Source organism: Gelidibacter sp. (assembly GCF_053579655.1).
Genome location: NZ_JBMDWE010000018.1, coordinates 31,883 through 50,521 on the forward strand (window position 1 = coordinate 31,883; position 18,639 = coordinate 50,521).

11 protein-coding genes are annotated in these 18,639 nt (G+C 38.0%); 2 read left to right on the forward strand and 9 right to left on the reverse strand.

Going from position 1 to position 18,639, the window contains the following annotated elements; genetic code table 11:
* Positions 1-146: 146 nt before the first annotated feature.
* From ACOH2D_RS10490 to ACOH2D_RS10520, 7 genes are all read right to left on the reverse strand, one after another.
* The gene (locus ACOH2D_RS10490; protein WP_348038160.1) at positions 147-1,460 is read right to left on the reverse strand and encodes a sugar MFS transporter; all 1,314 of its coding nucleotides are present in this window, start codon (positions 1,458-1,460) and stop codon (positions 147-149) included.
* Positions 1,461-1,553: 93 nt separating this feature from the next.
* Positions 1,554-2,678, reverse strand: a complete 1,125-nt coding sequence (locus ACOH2D_RS10495) for a putative glycoside hydrolase (protein ID WP_449535211.1) — start codon at positions 2,676-2,678, stop codon at positions 1,554-1,556.
* 25 nt (positions 2,679-2,703) lie between these two features.
* Positions 2,704-3,867, reverse strand: a complete 1,164-nt coding sequence (locus ACOH2D_RS10500; RefSeq protein ID WP_449535185.1) for a glycoside hydrolase family 18 protein — start codon at positions 3,865-3,867, stop codon at positions 2,704-2,706.
* Positions 3,868-3,929: 62 nt separating this feature from the next.
* On the reverse strand, positions 3,930-5,000 hold the full coding sequence (locus tag ACOH2D_RS10505) for a carbohydrate-binding family 9-like protein (protein ID WP_449535186.1): 1,071 nt from the start codon (positions 4,998-5,000) through the stop codon (positions 3,930-3,932).
* A gap of 156 nt (positions 5,001-5,156) precedes the next feature.
* The gene (locus ACOH2D_RS10510; RefSeq protein WP_449535187.1) at positions 5,157-6,122 is read right to left on the reverse strand and encodes a glycoside hydrolase family 130 protein; all 966 of its coding nucleotides are present in this window, start codon (positions 6,120-6,122) and stop codon (positions 5,157-5,159) included.
* A 296-nt stretch (positions 6,123-6,418) separates the two neighbouring features.
* Positions 6,419-8,296 (reverse strand): sodium:solute symporter family protein, encoded by a 1,878-nt coding sequence (locus ACOH2D_RS10515; RefSeq protein ID WP_449535188.1) that lies wholly within the window; start codon positions 8,294-8,296, stop codon positions 6,419-6,421.
* Between the two features lie 6 nt (positions 8,297-8,302).
* On the reverse strand, positions 8,303-10,567 hold the full coding sequence (locus ACOH2D_RS10520; RefSeq protein WP_449535189.1) for a GH92 family glycosyl hydrolase: 2,265 nt from the start codon (positions 10,565-10,567) through the stop codon (positions 8,303-8,305).
* Between the two features lie 270 nt (positions 10,568-10,837).
* On the opposite strand from ACOH2D_RS10520, the gene ACOH2D_RS10525 reads away from it, so the two are divergent.
* Together ACOH2D_RS10525 and ACOH2D_RS10530 are read left to right on the forward strand one after the other, a co-directional pair.
* The gene (locus tag ACOH2D_RS10525; RefSeq protein ID WP_348037182.1) at positions 10,838-11,896 is read left to right on the forward strand and encodes a sensor histidine kinase; all 1,059 of its coding nucleotides are present in this window, start codon (positions 10,838-10,840) and stop codon (positions 11,894-11,896) included.
* A gap of 143 nt (positions 11,897-12,039) precedes the next feature.
* Complete coding sequence (locus tag ACOH2D_RS10530; RefSeq protein WP_348037184.1) at positions 12,040-12,750, forward strand: LytR/AlgR family response regulator transcription factor; 711 nt, start codon at positions 12,040-12,042, stop codon at positions 12,748-12,750.
* 657 nt (positions 12,751-13,407) lie between these two features.
* On the opposite strand, the gene ACOH2D_RS10535 is transcribed toward ACOH2D_RS10530, so the two are convergent.
* Both ACOH2D_RS10535 and ACOH2D_RS10540 read right to left on the reverse strand, forming a co-directional pair.
* Positions 13,408-15,321, reverse strand: a complete 1,914-nt coding sequence (locus tag ACOH2D_RS10535) for a SusD/RagB family nutrient-binding outer membrane lipoprotein (protein WP_449535190.1) — start codon at positions 15,319-15,321, stop codon at positions 13,408-13,410.
* 44 nt (positions 15,322-15,365) lie between these two features.
* Positions 15,366-18,494 carry a SusC/RagA family TonB-linked outer membrane protein gene (locus ACOH2D_RS10540; protein ID WP_449535191.1) on the reverse strand — a complete coding sequence of 1,043 codons (3,129 nt, stop codon included), beginning with the start codon at positions 18,492-18,494 and terminating at the stop codon, positions 15,366-15,368.
* Between the last annotated feature and the right edge of the window lie 145 nt (positions 18,495-18,639).

Sequence of the window (18,639 nt, forward strand, 5' to 3'; positions counted from 1 at the left end):
ACTAGAGCACTAATCGTTTTATTATTAAAGAGGAACTCTTCTACCTAAGAACCCCTCCGCCCAAGGGCACCTCCCCTTGAAAAAAGGGGAGGAATTATTCGTATGCTTATTATTAATTGTTAATCAATAATAAGTTATTTAAAATCTTAGGCGACAACCACCTTTGCCTTCCCATTTTTATAGCCAAACCAAACAATATAAGCATAGCAAAAAACGATAATCAATAAGGCATTTTTGAACGCGATGATATCTGTTAAAAAACCAAATGCTGGTGGAATGATTGCACCGCCAACAATGGCAGTACACAACAATCCGGAAGCTTTAGGTTTTAAATGGCCGATGCCATCAATTGCCAAAGTGAAAATGGTTGGGAACATAATGGAGTTGAATAAACCAACGGCCAAAATACTCCACATACTCACTAAGCCCACAGTGCTAATAGATAATACAATCAAACCAATAGAAATAGTCGCAAAAATGGCCAAAACTTTACCTGGCTTCATAACTCTCGTTAAATACGCCCCAGCAAAGCGACCAATCATAGCGCCCGACCAATAAAAGGTTACGAAAACACCTACCACAGCTTTATCGTCTTTATCAGCCAATCCAGAGTTTAGGATGGTTTCTGCAATGGATCTCATGACCCCGCTTTCCTTAATGACCGACACCAAATTCATATCTAAAAAGTAGTTGACCAAATAACTACCAATAGCCACTTCAGCACCAACATAAAAGAAAATTCCTAAGACGCCTTGCATCAATTTCTTGTTTTTGAAAGCTTCTTTATAAGTTCCGGTGGAGGTTTCTGAAATCATTTGTGGCAATTTTGCAAACAAAAATATGATCGCGATTAAACCGATAAACAGTGCCAAACCTAAAAATGGGGTTTGCACGGCGGCAGCTTCCGATGCTAAATAGGCTTCTTTTGCCGTATTGTCTAATACTGCGATTTCATCTTTGCTTTTGATCACATCGCTCAAAATAAACAGAGCACCAACGGCTGGCGCTACCGCTGTTCCCAAAGAATTAAAGGCTTGCGACAGATTCAAACGGCTTGAAGCGCCATCTTCAGAACCCAATACGGCTACAAAAGGATTAGCAGCCACTTGCAAGAAGGTAATTCCTGCGGCTAAAATAAAATAGGCCAGCATAAAAATGCCGAACACACGATACGAGGCTGCTGGATAAAATAACAAACACCCGACGGCCATAGTTAAGAGTCCTACAACAATACCTCGTTTATAACCAATTTTTGAAAGAATATAACTGGCCGGAACGGACAATAAAAAATAGGCACCAAAAAATGCAAATTGTACTAAACCTGCTTGGAAATAGGATAATTCAAACAGTTCACGAAGACGCGGAATTAAAGAATCAACCAAGACCGTAATAAATCCCCAAAGGAAAAATAGAATGGTCAATAGAATAAATGCGGAGCGATAGGATTTCTGGTTTGACATGAGTAATATTTTTTATTTTCTATTCTTTATTAATATTAAATCTGATAAGGTTTAACGCTTTGTACAGCATCATCCAACAGGATTTTGATTAATTTATTTTTTATTAAAACTTTCTTTTGTTTCCTTGATGGCTTTTAAATAGGCGTCGGTTAAGACAGGGCCGTCAAAAAACGTCACACCTTTGGCGCCATTATCCTTGGCGTAATGAATCGCCTTTTTTAATTCTTCGGCAGAAGTAAACGGTGGCAAGTACACCCCAGTATTAATGCCCATATTTTCTGATTTCACATCAGTAACACCTTGTTTAGTGGCGTAGCCGATCCAATCGATTTCTTCATTATAAAATCCGTGGTAAATCATCGGATAGACGTCATCAATATTCCATTTATCCCAGCGCTGACGCACCATATGATCTGCCATTTCTGGATAAGGAAAAACCGCTGCCGTTAATTTTTTATTGTGTTTATGAACGATGTCATACGCCTCATTAACCAAGTTTCGGATGGCGTTTAATCGGAAGTTTTTCCATTCCATATCGATGGCCGTATTCTCACTTTCCAACGGATTTTTATGATGGATTTTTTCAAATTCGCTGATGCAAACGTCGCAATAGCAGAAATCATATTCGGCCATTTCCATGTCTTGCTTCAAATTGTATTTCGGCAATAAACCAATCGGCAAGAAAATATCTGGAAAGCGGATATAATCCAAATGCACACTTTCAATGCCCTCTACTTTTGCCATTTTTTCGACCAAACCTAAAATATGGTTTCGTGATTCTTCTCTGGTAGGACATAACCACTGATAATAATTGACATACGGCTGAGTATCAAAGCACGATTTGCCATCGCGGCTTACCATATACCATTCGGGATGTTTTTGAGCGACGGTATCGCCAGGACGATTCACGGCCCACATCCAGGCATGGACTTTTAGACCTTCTTTGGCCGCAATTGACACCAAGCGCTCCAATTCCTTAGGATCGGTGGACGTATTGATTAGAAGTTCGTCAATACCGCCTTCCTTATAGCGTTTGAATTCGGCTGTATAATCGGCATTCGATTTGTTTTTACTAGACGTAATCCATGTTCCGAATTTAAAAGCAGTATCTATCGTTTTTGCAGGTGTTAATAGCGTTGCCGGTATTTTCTCAACCTGCTGATTACAGCCATAAAACACTAAAATAGATAGCATAAATAAGATGTAATTAGCCTTCATCGGAATGGATTGAATCATAGAAAAATCACTTTAAATTTTCAAAAAGTGTATTTAATAGTTCTTGGTCTTTGTCGAGACTATATTCCCAGAACATCGCGCCTCCCAAACCTTTTTCTTTAATGTAAGCTGCTTTGAGCTTTATTTCCTTTGGTGTTTCCCATGATATAAACACGTTATCTGTCGCACTCCAGAGGTAAGAGGCTTTTGCAGACTCGTCATATAATTTCTCATAGTTTCCTGATTTTATTTTTTCAAGAATTTCCCAGTAGGAGATGATATAGCCACCTTCGTTTGCGGACGCATACAAGGGTTGATCTGTAGATTCTACTTTCTGCCATTGTCTGCCGTAAAAAGGAATGCCCAGAACCAGCTTTTCGACAGGAACTCCAGCTTTAATATGTCTGTCAATAGATTCTACACCGCTATTGCCACCATATTTTTCTTTGTCAGAAGGATGTAAATTGGCGTGATGTCCGGTTTGGAACATCCAACCTTGGTAAAAATCGTAACCCATCACATTGATAAAATCAAGATATTTATGAGCCTCTCCTAAATTGGTGTGATCAATATAAGGTTGATCTGCGCCGGTGGCGATGGTCAATAAATAATGTGTATTGTCTTTTTCTCCTTGCACATCTAAAGCCTTACGAATTTCCGCCAAAAGCAAAGTGAAATTATCTTTATCTGACGGACGGAAATCATTGTCTTCTGCACGTTGTCCTGGGTATTCCCAATCCAAATCAACGCCATCAAAGGCATGCTTTTTCAAAAGCTCCACACAACTGGCTGCGAATTTCTTGCGCGAATCATCATAAGCCGCCATGGTCGAAAATTGATCAGACCACACCCAACCGCCCACAGAATACAATACTTTTAAATCAGGGTTCTTCGCTTTAAGACCGATCAGTGTCGCAATTTTAGCGGCGTCAGTTTCCAACTCAAATGCCGCTTTGCCTTCGACGATATTTGCAAAAGCAAAATTGATATGCGTGAGTTTTGAGGCAGCTATTTTTGAAAAATCATAATCTTCATATCCAGCGGCGTATCCGATGATTTTTAGATCTTCAACCGGTATGGCGTTTTTTGAAAACTCCTTATTTGATGTTTCTGGATTTATTTCCTGTTTTTCGGTGGCATTATTACATGCAAAAAACAATGGCAAAAGAAAAATTAATTTAATCAGTTTCATAATGTTTCTATTTTCAGACCTGTCAGGCTTCAAAAACCTGACAGGTCTTTGCAATTCCAATTTTAGTTTATGACGAATTTTCCGTCCTCCCTTATAACCATCACCTTATTTGTAAATGGACTTTTCACTGAAATGGCCCATCCAAAACTATGATTTTCCAATTTTGGTGTGATGGTTTTTCCATCTACCACTATGGGCGATGAGGATAATTTAGCAATAGAAGTCGACCATTTATTATGAGCTTCAAAATATTGTTTTTGAGCACGGTATAAGGTAAATAATTCCCATTTGATTTTTTCATCTTTAGGAATTTCGAACGTATCCTTAGCGCCTACTTCTTTGGAAGAAAAATAGACATAACCCCATTTTTCTGGTTCATGCATATTGATGACGCCTTGTGATGACCAAACCCAATTGTATTCTGGAAGGTAGTCGCCTTTGGCATCTTTTTTAAGTCCGTATTTGCCATCGGTAATTTGATGATCCCAATTCACTCTTGAGAAATTCACGCGCCAGAAATTATCTTTTGGAACATTTTGTTCAAAATAAGCGGTTTTAAAAACACTCCATGGAATGGCCATTTCAAGCGTCCAGCCTTTGTCAGTGTCATTTGGATTATTCAATGTACCATCTATCGTGATGGCTGATTTCATCCCCGTAGCGGTCCAATCATTTAAAACCACATTGTTTTCGCGGTAAGGTTTTGAAACGAATAAATCCCAAACCGTATTGATGGCATTGACTTCGATTTCGTAATAATTAAAGGTATCTCCATTAGGATCTACAAAAACTTCGAAATCGTTATTATGAAAAATTATCGCGTCGTGTTCTGTGATATCTGCCCAAACATGAGGTTCTTCCATTTTCGCCAATATGTAGAAATAAGTATCGTCCCATAGCATTTTAACCTGAGTGTTATACATCGGTTTTTTGACGCCTTCAATATCAATAAAAGGTTTGGTCCAATCGACTTTATTCCAGGATGCATCGGCATCAGTTCCATCGACTTCTATACTTTCAGAAGTATGATAAGCGATATAAGTTTCAGGAGTGATGGTGTTTTTTGATTGCGCAAAAGTTGCTGTGGTAGCAACCAATAAAAACGCGGTCAAAAAATTATACTTTAAACACATAATTGGTTATTTATTGATGTTCGATAAAATTAATAAATCGCCCCTGTTTAAATACAGGGACGATAGGTTTAAGATGAGTTTATATAAATCTTCTTTATCACATTCTGCGAAGTGAAAGACCTGTCAGGTTTTGAAAACCTGACAGGTCTGAAAAACTTATAAACTATTATCTTTTGTGAACTGTACTACTTCGCTCAATTTACCGAAGGCCATGGCTACGACCGTATCCGCAGCACCATAATAAATGGCTAATTTATCTTCTTTGATATCATGCAACGCCGCACATGGGAACACCACATTTGGAACATCGCCGGTGGTTTCATAAAGTTCTGCTGGCCCTAATAAATAAGGCTTGGTTCTATACTTCACTTTATCTGGCTCATGTTCATCCAAAATCGCCGCCCCCATCGCATAACGGAACCCGTTGCAGGTATTGATTACGCCATGGTAAATCATCAACCAACCTTCATCGGTCAAAATTGGAATTGGACCTGCGCCAATTTTGGTACATTGCCAAGCACTATCCTCAAAAGGCGTGGTTTTCATCACGCAACGGTGCTCGCCCCAATATTTCATATCTGGACTATAGCTAATATAAATATCGCCGAAAGGTGTGTGACCGTTATCACTCGGGCGACTTAACATCGCATATTTGCCATTGATTTTCTGTGGAAATAACACGCCGTTTCTATTGAAAGGCAAGAATGCATTTTCACATTGGAAAAACTCTTTGAAATCGTAGGTATAAGCTATCCCAATCGTTGGCCCGTGGTACCCATTACACCAAGTAATCCAATAACGATCTTCAATCCAAACAACTCTTGGATCATATTTATAATCAGATTCTATCATTTCGGTATTGCCCGCTTGCATCACGATCGGATCGTGATTGATTTCCCAATCAATCCCATTTTTACTAAAGCCAGCAAAAATATTCATTTGCACAGCTTTGTTATCACATCTAAAAACACCAGCAAAACCACCTTCAAATGGCACTACGGCACTGTTAAAAATACTGTTCGATGACGGAATATCATACCTGTTAATTACAGGATTTTCAGAATATCTCCAAACTACATCATTGCAACCTTCCGGTTTATCTTGCCAAGGAATTGTACTCATATTTTTTTTGTTTTTTTGTTTCTAGTTTCTGGTTTCAAGTTTCTAAATTGCTAAAACCTAATACTTTTTACTATTCTATATTCTAATATCTATTTTTCTTTGTTCTTTGTTCTTTGTTCTTGATACTTTGTACTTAATACTTTATACTATTTCTCCTCTTCGCCAAAGCTTCGGACGGGCAAGCTAGTTTCTGGTTTCAAGTTTCCAAATTGATAAAACTTAATCTATATTCTAATATCTATTTTCTTTGTTCTTGATACCTTGTACTTAATTCTTTGTACTTAATTCTATTTCCCCTAATTCGGAATTTTCCTAACCTTATCCAACCAAGTAAACTTCAAAATTATTGAGGTTAACAAAAATACACCTAAAGAAATAAACGCCTTAGGATAATCGCGGATAATAAAATAGATCGGCAGCACAATCATACTCGATTGCCAAACGATACCGATAACACAATTGAGCATGTCTGACCAAAACTCAGAATTCTTTTCAATAGGATGATTCTCTTTCTTTAATTCTTTTAAAACTGGTTTCCAGAATCCCCAGGGATGGACGTTGGCATAGAATGATTTCAGGACGTTCATATCGGTTGGTTTACTTAAATAAGTTCCTAAGAAAGACCCTAAAAGCGACACTCCAAATATGAGTGGAAACAAGTAGATTGCCGATACATGTGATAAATCATAAAGCCAAGTGCCTTCTGTAAAATGTGCTTTATTTTGATCTAAGAAAAACTGTAAACTGGCAATAATCAAACCCGAAAACATGCCCCAAAAATAGCCCCAACCATTAAAGCGCCACCAAATCCATTTTAAGAAATTGGCCGCCACATAACCACCAAATAACGAGCTCGTAATCCATAAGGTCAAGGAGTTGATAGAATCAGCAAAAAAGCCCATAAATACGCCAAGCGCAACCACGGCAAAAGAAGCAATATGACTCGCTTTGATATAATGTTGGTCGGTCGCTTCTGGTTTAAAATATTTCTTATAAATGTCATTAACAATATAAGCAGGACCGGCATTCACAAAAGCTGAAAAGGTGGACATAAATGCTGCCAACAGTCCGGCCAAAAGCAATCCTTTAATACCGACAGGCACATGGAAATTAATAACTTGGGGTAATAAAATCTCCAAGGTACCACCGGTCAAATTCGGATCTGCCGCCATTCCTGGAGCCAATACCACCAAAGCGATAACGACGATGCCTCCAATTAATAAATAGCGAGGAATAAACAAGATTAAGTTTGTAAAACCGGCCATGTAAGCCGCTTCTTTGACCGTCTTGGTTGACAAAATACGTTGCATATCAAAGCTCGGCGTTGGTCCTGCAATACTTGCAAAAAAGCCTTTAAAAAGACTCATGCCAATTAAAGCTCCAAACATTTTATAACCTTCGGAATCGACCAAATCATTAAAGGCCTGATATTTTGAATCCCAATGGGTATCCAATTCCCATCCGAAAAAGATGTTTTTCCATTCTGTTGAAATCACACTGGTAACCTCTACATCCGTAAAAGCAAAAAATGAATAAGCGGCCACTAAAATCCCCGCCAAAACCATAATACCATATTGTAAGACCTCTGTGGCAACCACAGAGAACATTCCGCCTTTTATTGTGTAAAGGGTGGTCATAAAAATAATGATTAAGGCATAGGATTGCTCAGAGGTAAAGATTTCTGAAGTCCCTATAGTGAGTGCTAAATCCCAAGGCAAGATAACCGTCAGGAATTTACCAACACCTTCAAAGAAATAAGCGATAAAACCAATAGCGGCAACGACTGCAAAAAGCGCCACAATTTTATGGGATGCTCTACCAGCTTTATCATCGCCGAAGCGGGTTAAAATCCACTCAGAACCCGTCATGATATTGGAACGCCTGATCCAGACGGCCAAAAACATCATGATAAAAATCTGGTTCCATATCGGCCATAGCCACATCAGCATAAAGCTTTTTGCACCATAAAGGAAAAGCCAACCCACCATTAAGGCAGTTCCTGAAATATCAAACATTCCCGAGCCATTGCTCAATCCTAAATAATACCATTTGATGGTTTTACCTCCTAAGAAGTAAGAATCCAAGCCTTTGGATGCTCTTTTTGAAATCCAAATGCCGACGCCCAAGGTTAAAATAACGTAAACGGCTATAATCGAAATATCAATAATATCCATCTACTACTAGTTATTTGTTGTTGGTTGGGCGTTTTTGATTCCCCATTTTTTGTTGGGTTGAGCCCCCATGACAAAATGCAAAGTCCCTCCTTTTAGCATCTCCTCGTGGGAAATAGCCGTTTTGTTAAAGTCTTTTCCGTTTAAAGTTGCTGACTGGATATAGAAATTTTTATCCGAAACATTTTCAGCTTCTATGATAAAAGTCTTTTTATTTGGAAGATTAATAGTTGATTTCTCAAAAATAGGCGTTCCAATTTCATAGTCGCCCGACGCTGGATTCATTGGATACAATCCGACAGAACTCAACACATACCAAGCGCTCATTTGACCGCAGTCCTCATTCCCGCTCAATCCATTTGGAGTCGTGTTGTATTGCGTGTCCATAATATGACGTGCCCAATATTGCGTGCGCCAAGGTTGATTGGCATGATTGAACATATAAGCAATATGATGGCTTGGTTCGTTACCGTGTGCATATTGACCGATAAGTCCTGTGATATCTGCGGAAACATTATCGCCGGTAATTTCAGAACTCTCGGTAAACAATTGCTCTAAACGACTTGCAAATAGTTCATCGCTTCCATGAAGACGGATGAAATCTTCCACATCTTGCGGCACAAACCAGCTGTGTTGCCATGCGTTGCCTTCGGTATAATCAGTTTGTTCGCGGTGGTTGGAATGTTTCGGATCGAAAGGCTCGTTCCATGACTTGCCATCTTCCGATTTACCACGCATAAATCCGCTGCCTTTATCAAATAAATATTGATAAGCTTTGGAACGGTTTAAGAAAAATTGATAATCGTCTTCTTTACCCAATAGTTTCGCCAATTCTGCAACACACCAATCGTCATAAGCATACTCCAAGGTTATCGTAACCGATTCATCGACTAAATTATAAGGAATATAACCGAATTTTTTATAATATTTCAGGCCACGTTCATCTTGCATCATCGTAGTTTTCATCGCTTCAAAGGCTTTTTCAGCATCAAAACCACGAATGCCTTTTTTATAGGCTTCAACGATCACAGGAATGGAATGGTAACCTGTCATGGTATTGGTTTCATTGCCGTACAAGGTCCAAACTGGTAAGATTTTTTTGACTTCGTAATACGCCAACATCGAGTTGACCATATCAGAAACGCGATCAGGAGCGATGATGGTCAGCAACGGATGTTCTGCTCTAAAGGTATCCCAAAGCGAGAGTGTAGAATAGGCCGTATAATCTTTAGCCGTAACGATGCTATCGTTTTCCATTCTGAATTGGCCATTTTTATCGCTAAACGTCACTGGCGCCAATTGGGCGTGGTACAAGGCGGTATAAAAAATGGTTTTTAAGGAATCGGTAGGTGTTTCTACATCAAAAGATGATAATGCCGTGTTCCACAAATCTTCAGCATCCTTTTTTGTTTGATCAAAATCAAATCCGCCAACACCTAAATTATCTTTGGCATTTTCAATACTCACCGAGGAAACAGCAACTTTAGCAAATAATTCAGTGCCCGTTTCATTGGGATCAAACATCAATTGAACTGACGATTTGATACCATCATGTTCGCCTTCTTCAAAAACTTTACCGTCCACATATATTTTATAATCGGCTATCGGTTTTGAAAATTTGGCCACGAAAAACACTTTTTGATTATGTGCCCATCCGGTGCTATAACGGTAGCCGCTAATCGTGTAGCGATCCTCAACTTTTAACGACGATGCTACCGCTCTATCCCAGTTGATGGCGAATCCCAAATTAACAATGACCGATTGCACATCGCCTTCTTTAAAAGTATATTTATGATAAGCCGTTCTTTCCGAGGTGGTCAATTCCACATTCACATTGGAATCCTCCAAAAACACTTGATAATATCCAGGAGTAGCTTTTTCATTTTTATGACTGTACGATGATTTGTACGGCAGACTATCACGAGACATTGGATTTAAAGTTAAATCATGAGCTTTGTTCGTGGGCATAAACAGAATATCGGCCAAATCGCCAATACCGGTTCCGCTCAAATTTAAATGGCTAAAACCGACGATAATACTGTCAGAATAATGATAACCTGAGCACCAATCCCAATCGCTAATGCCGTTAACAGGACTGACTTGCAACATGCCAAAAGGTACTGTAGCCCCAGGATAGGTATGGCCATGGCCGCCAGTTCCGATAAAAGGATCGACGTAGCTAATCAATTCTACTTTTTTGCCAATAGTTTCTGATTTTTTATTACAGCTTACTATTAAAATAGCGCAAAGAACAATTACGTATAGTTGTTTCATAATGGTAATTTTGTCCAAATTATTAAATCTCGTTTTTAACATTTCTAAAATAGACCAAAATCACAACACAACCCGTTTAATTCACACACCTTGATTTTTTAAAAAAAACTTGGCTTGCAATTTCGAGTTGTGAAGGATCTCATTATTCTATTAAAAACAAAAAGCAAGATGAGTTCACAGCATAAATTTTCATAATTTTAACCGCATTTGAAATAAATTTAGACGGACGACACGTTAACTCTCCTGAACATCACAAAAAAAAAATCTTTCATGAACTTTAAGTCCGGTAGGCTTTATAGAATATCATTTTGGCATCACATCATTTTCTGGTGTGTCTATTTTTTATTCAACACTTTTCGTTGGGGAATTTACTTTAATGACTACCTGTATTCCTTAAAAACAAACTTTTTAGGATTTCCGATTCATATTGCTTTATGCTATTTCAACATCTATTTCTTGATGCCGAAATTTTTGTTCAAAAAGAAATATGTGTCTTATGGTATTTTGATTTTATCCGCCATTTTTTTAATGGTGCTTGCAAAATTCAACCTCACTTATTTTTTAATCAGCAACGATGTTTGGCCAGAGGGTCCAGAAACCATAAATGCCTTGACCCTTAACTATACCGTCGACATGATGATTGGAGAACTTTATGTGATCACTTTTGTGACGGCCATTAAAGTGACTTTAGATTTCTTGAAGGAACAGAAACGCGTTGCCGATCTCGAAAGAAACCAATTGGAAACGGAGTTATTGTTTTTGAAAACCCAGATATCGCCGCACTTTTTCTTCAATACACTGAATAACATTCACTCATTAGCGCTTGAAAAATCAAATAAAACTCCGAAAGTCATCCTCAGACTTTCAGAATTGATGCGCTATTTGCTCTATGAAACAAAGTACGAGCGCCAATCCCTGGAGAATGAGATTCTGTGCATTCAGAATTACTTGGATTTAGAGAAAATACGACATGATGGCTTGCTTAAAATCAATATGTCCATTTCTGGAGACATCCAAGAAAAAAACATAGCGCCCATCCTGTTGCTGACCTTTGTTGAAAATGCCTTCAAACATGGCGTCAACAAAAATATTGGTATTGTTAAAATTGATATCGATTTCACAGTTGAAGGAGATTTTCTGTACTTTACAATTAAAAATCCTTTGCCTGCGGTTACAGAATTCAAGAACGAAGTCAACCATTCCAGCGGAATCGGCTTAGAAAACGTCAAAAAAAGATTAAATTTAGGCTATAATCAAAACGATTATAAACTAACCATTACCAGCGACTCAGAAAAATTCACGGTAAACCTTAAAATTAAAGTGGTTTAAAATTCACGATTAGGTTTTATCAAAAAAATCCATTATTCTTAAAATAAAAAGCATGAAAGGAGCATGATCCAAAAACTAGTCACAAAAACCAATGACGATATGCGAATTACATATGCCTATTTTAAAACAATAACCTTCTACCTATGAAAATAAGATGTTTAATTATTGATGATGAGCCACTGGCAGCTAATGTAATTAAAAGTTATTTACAGCAAATTGAAGACATTGAAGTGGTCAAGACCTTCAATAATGCTATCGATGGATTGAATTTTTTAAAAAATCATAAAGTTGATGTGATTTTCTTGGACATTAACATGCCTGTTTTGGACGGACTTAATTTTATAAAAAGCTTAAAAGAACCACCTTTAATTATCATTACCAGCGCTTATACGGAATATGCCATTGAAACCTACAATTTGGATGTGCTGGATTATTTGGTTAAACCGTTTGAGTTCCCGAGGTTCATGAATGCTTTAAACAAACTTTACAGACGATTGAACATTAAACAACCTACCTCAGACCCCATAAATGCACGTCCGTTTCTTTTCCTTAAGATTGACAAGAAAAAAATGAAAAAGGTTTTTTTGGATGAAATACTAGTGGTGGAAAGTCTGAAAGATTATTTGAAAATCAATACCACCAATGGCCGATTTATGATCCATAGCACGCTATCAGACTTTACCGAATTATTGCCTCCCTCCGATTTTATTAGAATTCATCGCTCCTACACGATTTCCATCAGTAAGATTGATGCCGTTGAAGGCAACAGCATTGAAATTGATGGCATGCGCTATGTTATTGGGAGATCATATATTGAAGAAGTAAAGGAGAAAATTTTGAACTCTTCGATGTAGAAATACTTGGTATTAAGTACGAAGTATTAAGAATTGAGATACTTCGACAAGCTCACCACAACTTCGCGTTTAGAAGAAAGAGGAAAGAACAGAGACTCGATTTGGCTTTTCTGACGACTAAATCTTCTTAACATTAATTATTAGCTGGAGTTCGTGAATTCCTTAGCTATTAAGCATCCAATAAATGACGCTCATTTTGGAAGATGACACTCTTCCTGCTCGCTTAAACTTCCATTTTCAAAATAAGATTCACCCAGCTGAAGCTGCGAGCTATTCAAAGTTCAATCGAGAGCAATTTTGCGCGCCTAGTTTTTATGCTGAGACAACCTTATTACTCTAATTGTTTCCCGCAGATAGCGCTGACTAATCCCCAATACACTTGAGCTTTAGCTCGGGATACGGAAGTGCAGAGGAACAAAGGGCTTTAGCCCAATTAGCCCAAACTATAATCAGCAAACCAAAGCGCTTCACTTTTGGGTTTTGGAATTTTGGATTTGATAGTTTAAACATTGAGATCCCGCCCAAAAGCGGGATTAATTCAACCAACAAAACCCAATACTTTTCGCTTTTGGGTTTTGGGTTTCACTAAAAAAAAAGGGAAAACTAATAAAAGTTCTCCCTTTTGACTAAACAAAAAAAATGAAAAATCTAATTCTCTTAATTCTGTTGTGCCCACCATAACGGTGTAAACACTGTATCAGGTCCACCTAATTTCTCAACCGCTTGCGCATATCCACCTGGGATGTTGCTCGGGAAATTAGAAGGGTATTTTAATCTTTGTGCGTAAACTTTTGGACTGTTGGTCATGAAATTACCTTCAGTTAATGCAGGCAAATTAGTCAGTGGATTTTCAATTACCGGGTTTTCGAAAAATGGCAATCCTAATCTTCTGTGATCATTCCAAGTTTCCAATGGTAACCACGGTGTTTGCGCAATAAACTTTTGAGTGATAATTTTTGTCAAAAGGTCATTTTTCACAGTTCCGTTTTTGTAAACATTGTTAACAGGATATTTGAAAGTTGTTGTACCTACCGTTCCAGTATAACCATCTTTGTAAGTCATAGATACTGTTGGTGCAGGTTCAGCAGTATGTGCCCAACTTACTGAAGTACCTACTCTATTGTAGTCTTCAGAAGTCAAATATGCACTTAACTCGCTTGACACACCATTGTATGCAAAACTATCAGCAATACCTTGCTCATAAGCATCTTTACCTGTCATTGGTACTGTCCAACCTTTAACCGCTGCTTCAGCAATTAAGAAGTAAGATTCCCATGAAGCAAAGAATATTCGGCTTTTAGAGCTGTTTCTGTACTTGTTAGCCATACGTGGCATAGTACCAGGCCATCCATAAACTTTGTTTTTAGCACCAACCTTACCCCAATCACCACCAGCATAAGCATTCCATGTGAAAGCTGCGTCAATTTCTTTGGGCGTGTTATTTTCACCAATCAGTAAATTTCTTTTTGTGATGATAGCATCATCACCCCAAGATGGGTAGCTGTTAAACTCAGGGTCAGCAAAGTTGCCTGGGATTTTAAATAAATCATAGGCTCTAGGATCCATTGAGTTGTGTAAGCCGTCAAAGAAGAAACCTGCAGATGGATCATTCGTCTTAGTTGAAAAATTTTGATCATACTTAAGACCCATATAATTTGCTGGTTTAATGTACTGATGTAAGTTAGCAGGTAACACATCTGCAGAAGGAACACCACCTAAACCAATCATTAAGTTGTTAAGGGAAGCAGACAATTCAAACATATTCCATTCTCTGGTCATAACACCTGTGTAGTCGCTATATCCAGGAACTTCTTTAACCGCAAAGTTCTCTTCTGCTACTTTGATGAATCCACCAGCAACAGCGCTTTCAAACTCTTCCTTAGCTTTAGATGGATCAACTTCTGACAAACGCATCGCTAAACGCATTCTTAAAGAGTTTCCGTATTTTTTCCATTTTGAATAATCATAAGCATATGCAGGATCCAGTTTTTTGAGGGCATTATCTGGATTAGAAACCTCAAGATCCAAAGCATTGGTAGCTTCTTTCAATTCTTGAAGCATATAATAATACACTGTTTTTACATCACTGTATTCTGGGTTCACACCTTGGAACCCATCCACTGGAATCGGACCAAAATTGTCAGACATTTCACTCATTAGGTAAGCACGCCAAATTCTTGCCACTTGTTTAAGATTTGGAGTGTGCTCTTTAGCTTTACCAGCGGCAATTTGTTGGTCTGCCACGTCGATACCAGCATTAATGTTTCTTAACCATTTAGACACATAACCGTTGTAATAGTCACTTGACCAGTCATCGTTAGCACTTCCTGTAGTTAATCCACCACTTCTGGTCATACCACCTACACGATCCCAATACAAAACAAATACACGCTCGGCGATATGTGGATCCATTTGCGCCCCACCAATGGAACCGTTAATAAAATACTCTATTTGAACCTGGTCGCCACTTGCAGCGACCGGGTCTATGTTTATTTCTTCAAACTCAGAGCAGGATAGAAATGCTAATAGCACACCACCGACTAAGCCTGTTTTTTTAATTATATTTCTCATAACTTATATATTATAATTTTTGTAACTTAAATGATACGTTAATTTTAGAAGCTTAAAGATACGTTTAAGAATACGCTACTTGTTGTAGGAGGTGAAAGGTATTCGAAACCTGTTGCGTTAGTTGACGTTGCAAAAACAGACTCGGGATCAACACCGTTTAAGTTGCTTTTCATCATCCATACGTTGTTTGCAGAAAGTCCTAACTTCACATTTTGTAGTCCTGAATTCCCTAACCAAGCTGTTGGAATTGTATAGTTAAGGTTTACGTTTCTTAATCTCACGTTAGTAGCATCATAAATGTTAGCCTCATTAATACCTAAGTTTCCAGATCTTAAAGCAATAGCTTCCCAATATCTTTGTGGAGAAGCGCCAAAAGTATTAGCTGTGTATCCACCGCTACCGTTACTCACAACACCATCAACAACAATATTAGCTCTCTCACCGTTAACTACAGTTGCCGCAGCATTACCAGATTGTTGAAGTGCATGGTTTGTACCTGAAAAGATCTCACCACCAAAACGTGCATCAATCAAGAATCCGAAAGAAACGTTTTTGTAAGTAAAGTTATTTGAAAAACCAACCATAGCTTTTGGCTGTTGATTTCCTAATTTAAACTTTTCGCCGTTATTGGCTGCTGTAGGCAATCCCGTAGCATCTAAAATAATTTTTCCATAATCAGCACTGGTTTTATCTTCTACTCTTGCAAATTTTGTACCCCAAATTTCACCATAGCCACCACCTTCAATAGCAAGGACAGCTAAATTATCAAAACCTCCCAAACGGAACTGAGTCACATCCTCAGCTAAACTTTCTATCGTGTTTTTGTTTGTAGAATAGTTAATGCTTGAATCCCAGCTCAAACCATCAGGATTATGAAGGATTTTTCCGTTAAGAGACACCTCAACACCTTGGTTTTGAACATCACCAGCGTTAACCATCTTAAAGTTATAACCACTTAATGGGTCCAGTGGCAAAGCGATCAGTTGGTTGGTAGCATTAGATTTGTACCAAGCAGCATCCAGTCCTAAACGGTTATTGAAAAAACGGGCTTCAAAACCAATTTCTTTCGATTTAATCAACTCACTCTTTAAGTTAGGATTAAACAATACATTGTTTGTTCCTGCAGTAGTATTGCCATTTTCATCATTACCAATCCAATAGCTATTGTAAAGCTTATATGGCTCAAGGTCATTACCTACAGTTGCATAAGATGCTCTAATTTTACCAAAAGTTAACCACTCTGGCAATTCAGAACCTGCTTTTCTAATCATATCTGTAAATACAAATGATGTACTAATAGATGGATAGAAGAATGATCTATTCTCTTCGCTTAGCGTAGAAGACCAGTCGTTACGTCCTGTAAAATCAACGAATAAGAAACCGTCATAGTTAACTTGGAAAGTTCCATAAATAGAATTTGTTTTTCTTTGAGATGAACCTTGGTTGATGCTTGGTTTATTAACACCGTTATTTAATGAGAATAAGTTAGGTACCACAAGGTCTCCTGAACTTCCACTAATATGGTTAGAGCTTCTGCCCATGATATTTCCACCAAGAGTTGCAGAACCGCCAAATTTCCCAACGATATCGTCTTGAGCAGCCATTAATAAGAAACTGAAGTTTTTCTCAATAAAAGCGTCTTTTCCAAAAGCATATCTACCTGTATTATTTCCTGGGCTACCAGCATATAACTTAGATTCAGTTGTAGTCGTATAAATATCAGCACCTGCTTTTACTTCAGAACTCAACCAATCGGTAATATCATATTTTATAGATCCGTTCAACAAGAAACGATCTCTAGCATCAGCACTTAATCTGTTTTTTGCAGACCAATAAGGATTTTCAGCGTTTTCAGAAACAAACCATCTCATTTTGCCAAATTGATCAGTCGCATCTCTAAACTGAGTAACGTCCATGGAAACTGGCAATCTAGCTATTGTACCAAAAGCATTACTGTTGTTAGCACCGTTTAAAGGTCTGTTACCAGCTTTAGTATTGATATACTGCACTTTCATATCTGAAGTCCATTTTTTAGACTCACCAAATTTCGTAACCGCTCTAGTGGTTAAGTTTAATCTTTCTAAAGTTGTTCCAGGGATATTACTGTCATCATTTAAGTAATTCGCAGACGTGTACAATGAAGTACCATCTGTTACTTGCTGTTGAAATGATAAGCTATAGTTTTGGTTAAATCCACCGTTATAGAAGTTGTCAAGATTATCATAAGCTCTTAAGGTTTCTGGTTGATTATTCCAGTTGGTTACTGTTTGACCTTCAATTTTTGGACCCCAGCTTAATTTAGATTTTGGATCAAAAATTCCTTCACTGCCTTGACCAAAAGCTGTTTGAGTTTCTGGCTTGATAAACAATCTTTCAAATCCTGTAGTTGCAGAAAAAGTAATTCCTAAACCTTTCCTTACTTTACCTGTTTTAGTAGTAATCAAAATAACACCGTTACCTGCACGTGAGCCATATAGTGCTGCTGCAGAAGCGCCTTTTAAAACCGTCATACTTTCGATATCGTCAGGGTTTAAATCGCCCATACCATTACCCATATCTTGCGATGGATTGAAGAAATCTGTATTATCAGCTCCTGTAAAGTTATCCATAGGAATTCCATCCACCACAATCAATGGCTGGTTGTCACCCACAAGTGAGCTATTTCCCCTAAGCACAATTTTTGAAGAACTCGCAGGACCATTACTTCCTTTAATAACCTGAATACCCGCAATTTTACCGGATAATGCGTTAGCAACGTTGGTTTCTCTGGCCTCAGTTAAGGATTCACCTTTAACTTCCTGAACCGCATATCCTAAAGATTTACGTTCTCTCTTAATACCAAGGGCGGTTACAACCACTTCATCCAACTGACTCACATCCTCTACAAGCGAAACGTTGATCACGGATTTCCCGTTGACAGCAATTTCTTGAGTAGTAAAACCAACATAGGAGAATTGAAGGGTACTCTCAGTACTTGAAACATCAATACTGTAATTACCATCAAAATCTGTAGTGACTCCTTTGCTAGTTCCTTTTACCAACACACTAACTCCAGGAAGCCCTAAGCTGTTTGCAGCATCTACAACAACTCCCTTTACTGTGGTTTGAGCCTGCATACCATAAGTGCATAGAATCCCAAACACAAACAGTAATTTAAGTACTTTTTTTGTCATAATATTATTTAAGTTTTATTTGATCCTATAAAAAAAACCAAAAAACCAAACAATACTAAATATTTTCGACAAACGACATTTGTAGAGAGGAGTTGGTCGACATATAACCTTATAGTAGGCACTAATTGAGGACATTTGGAAGGAA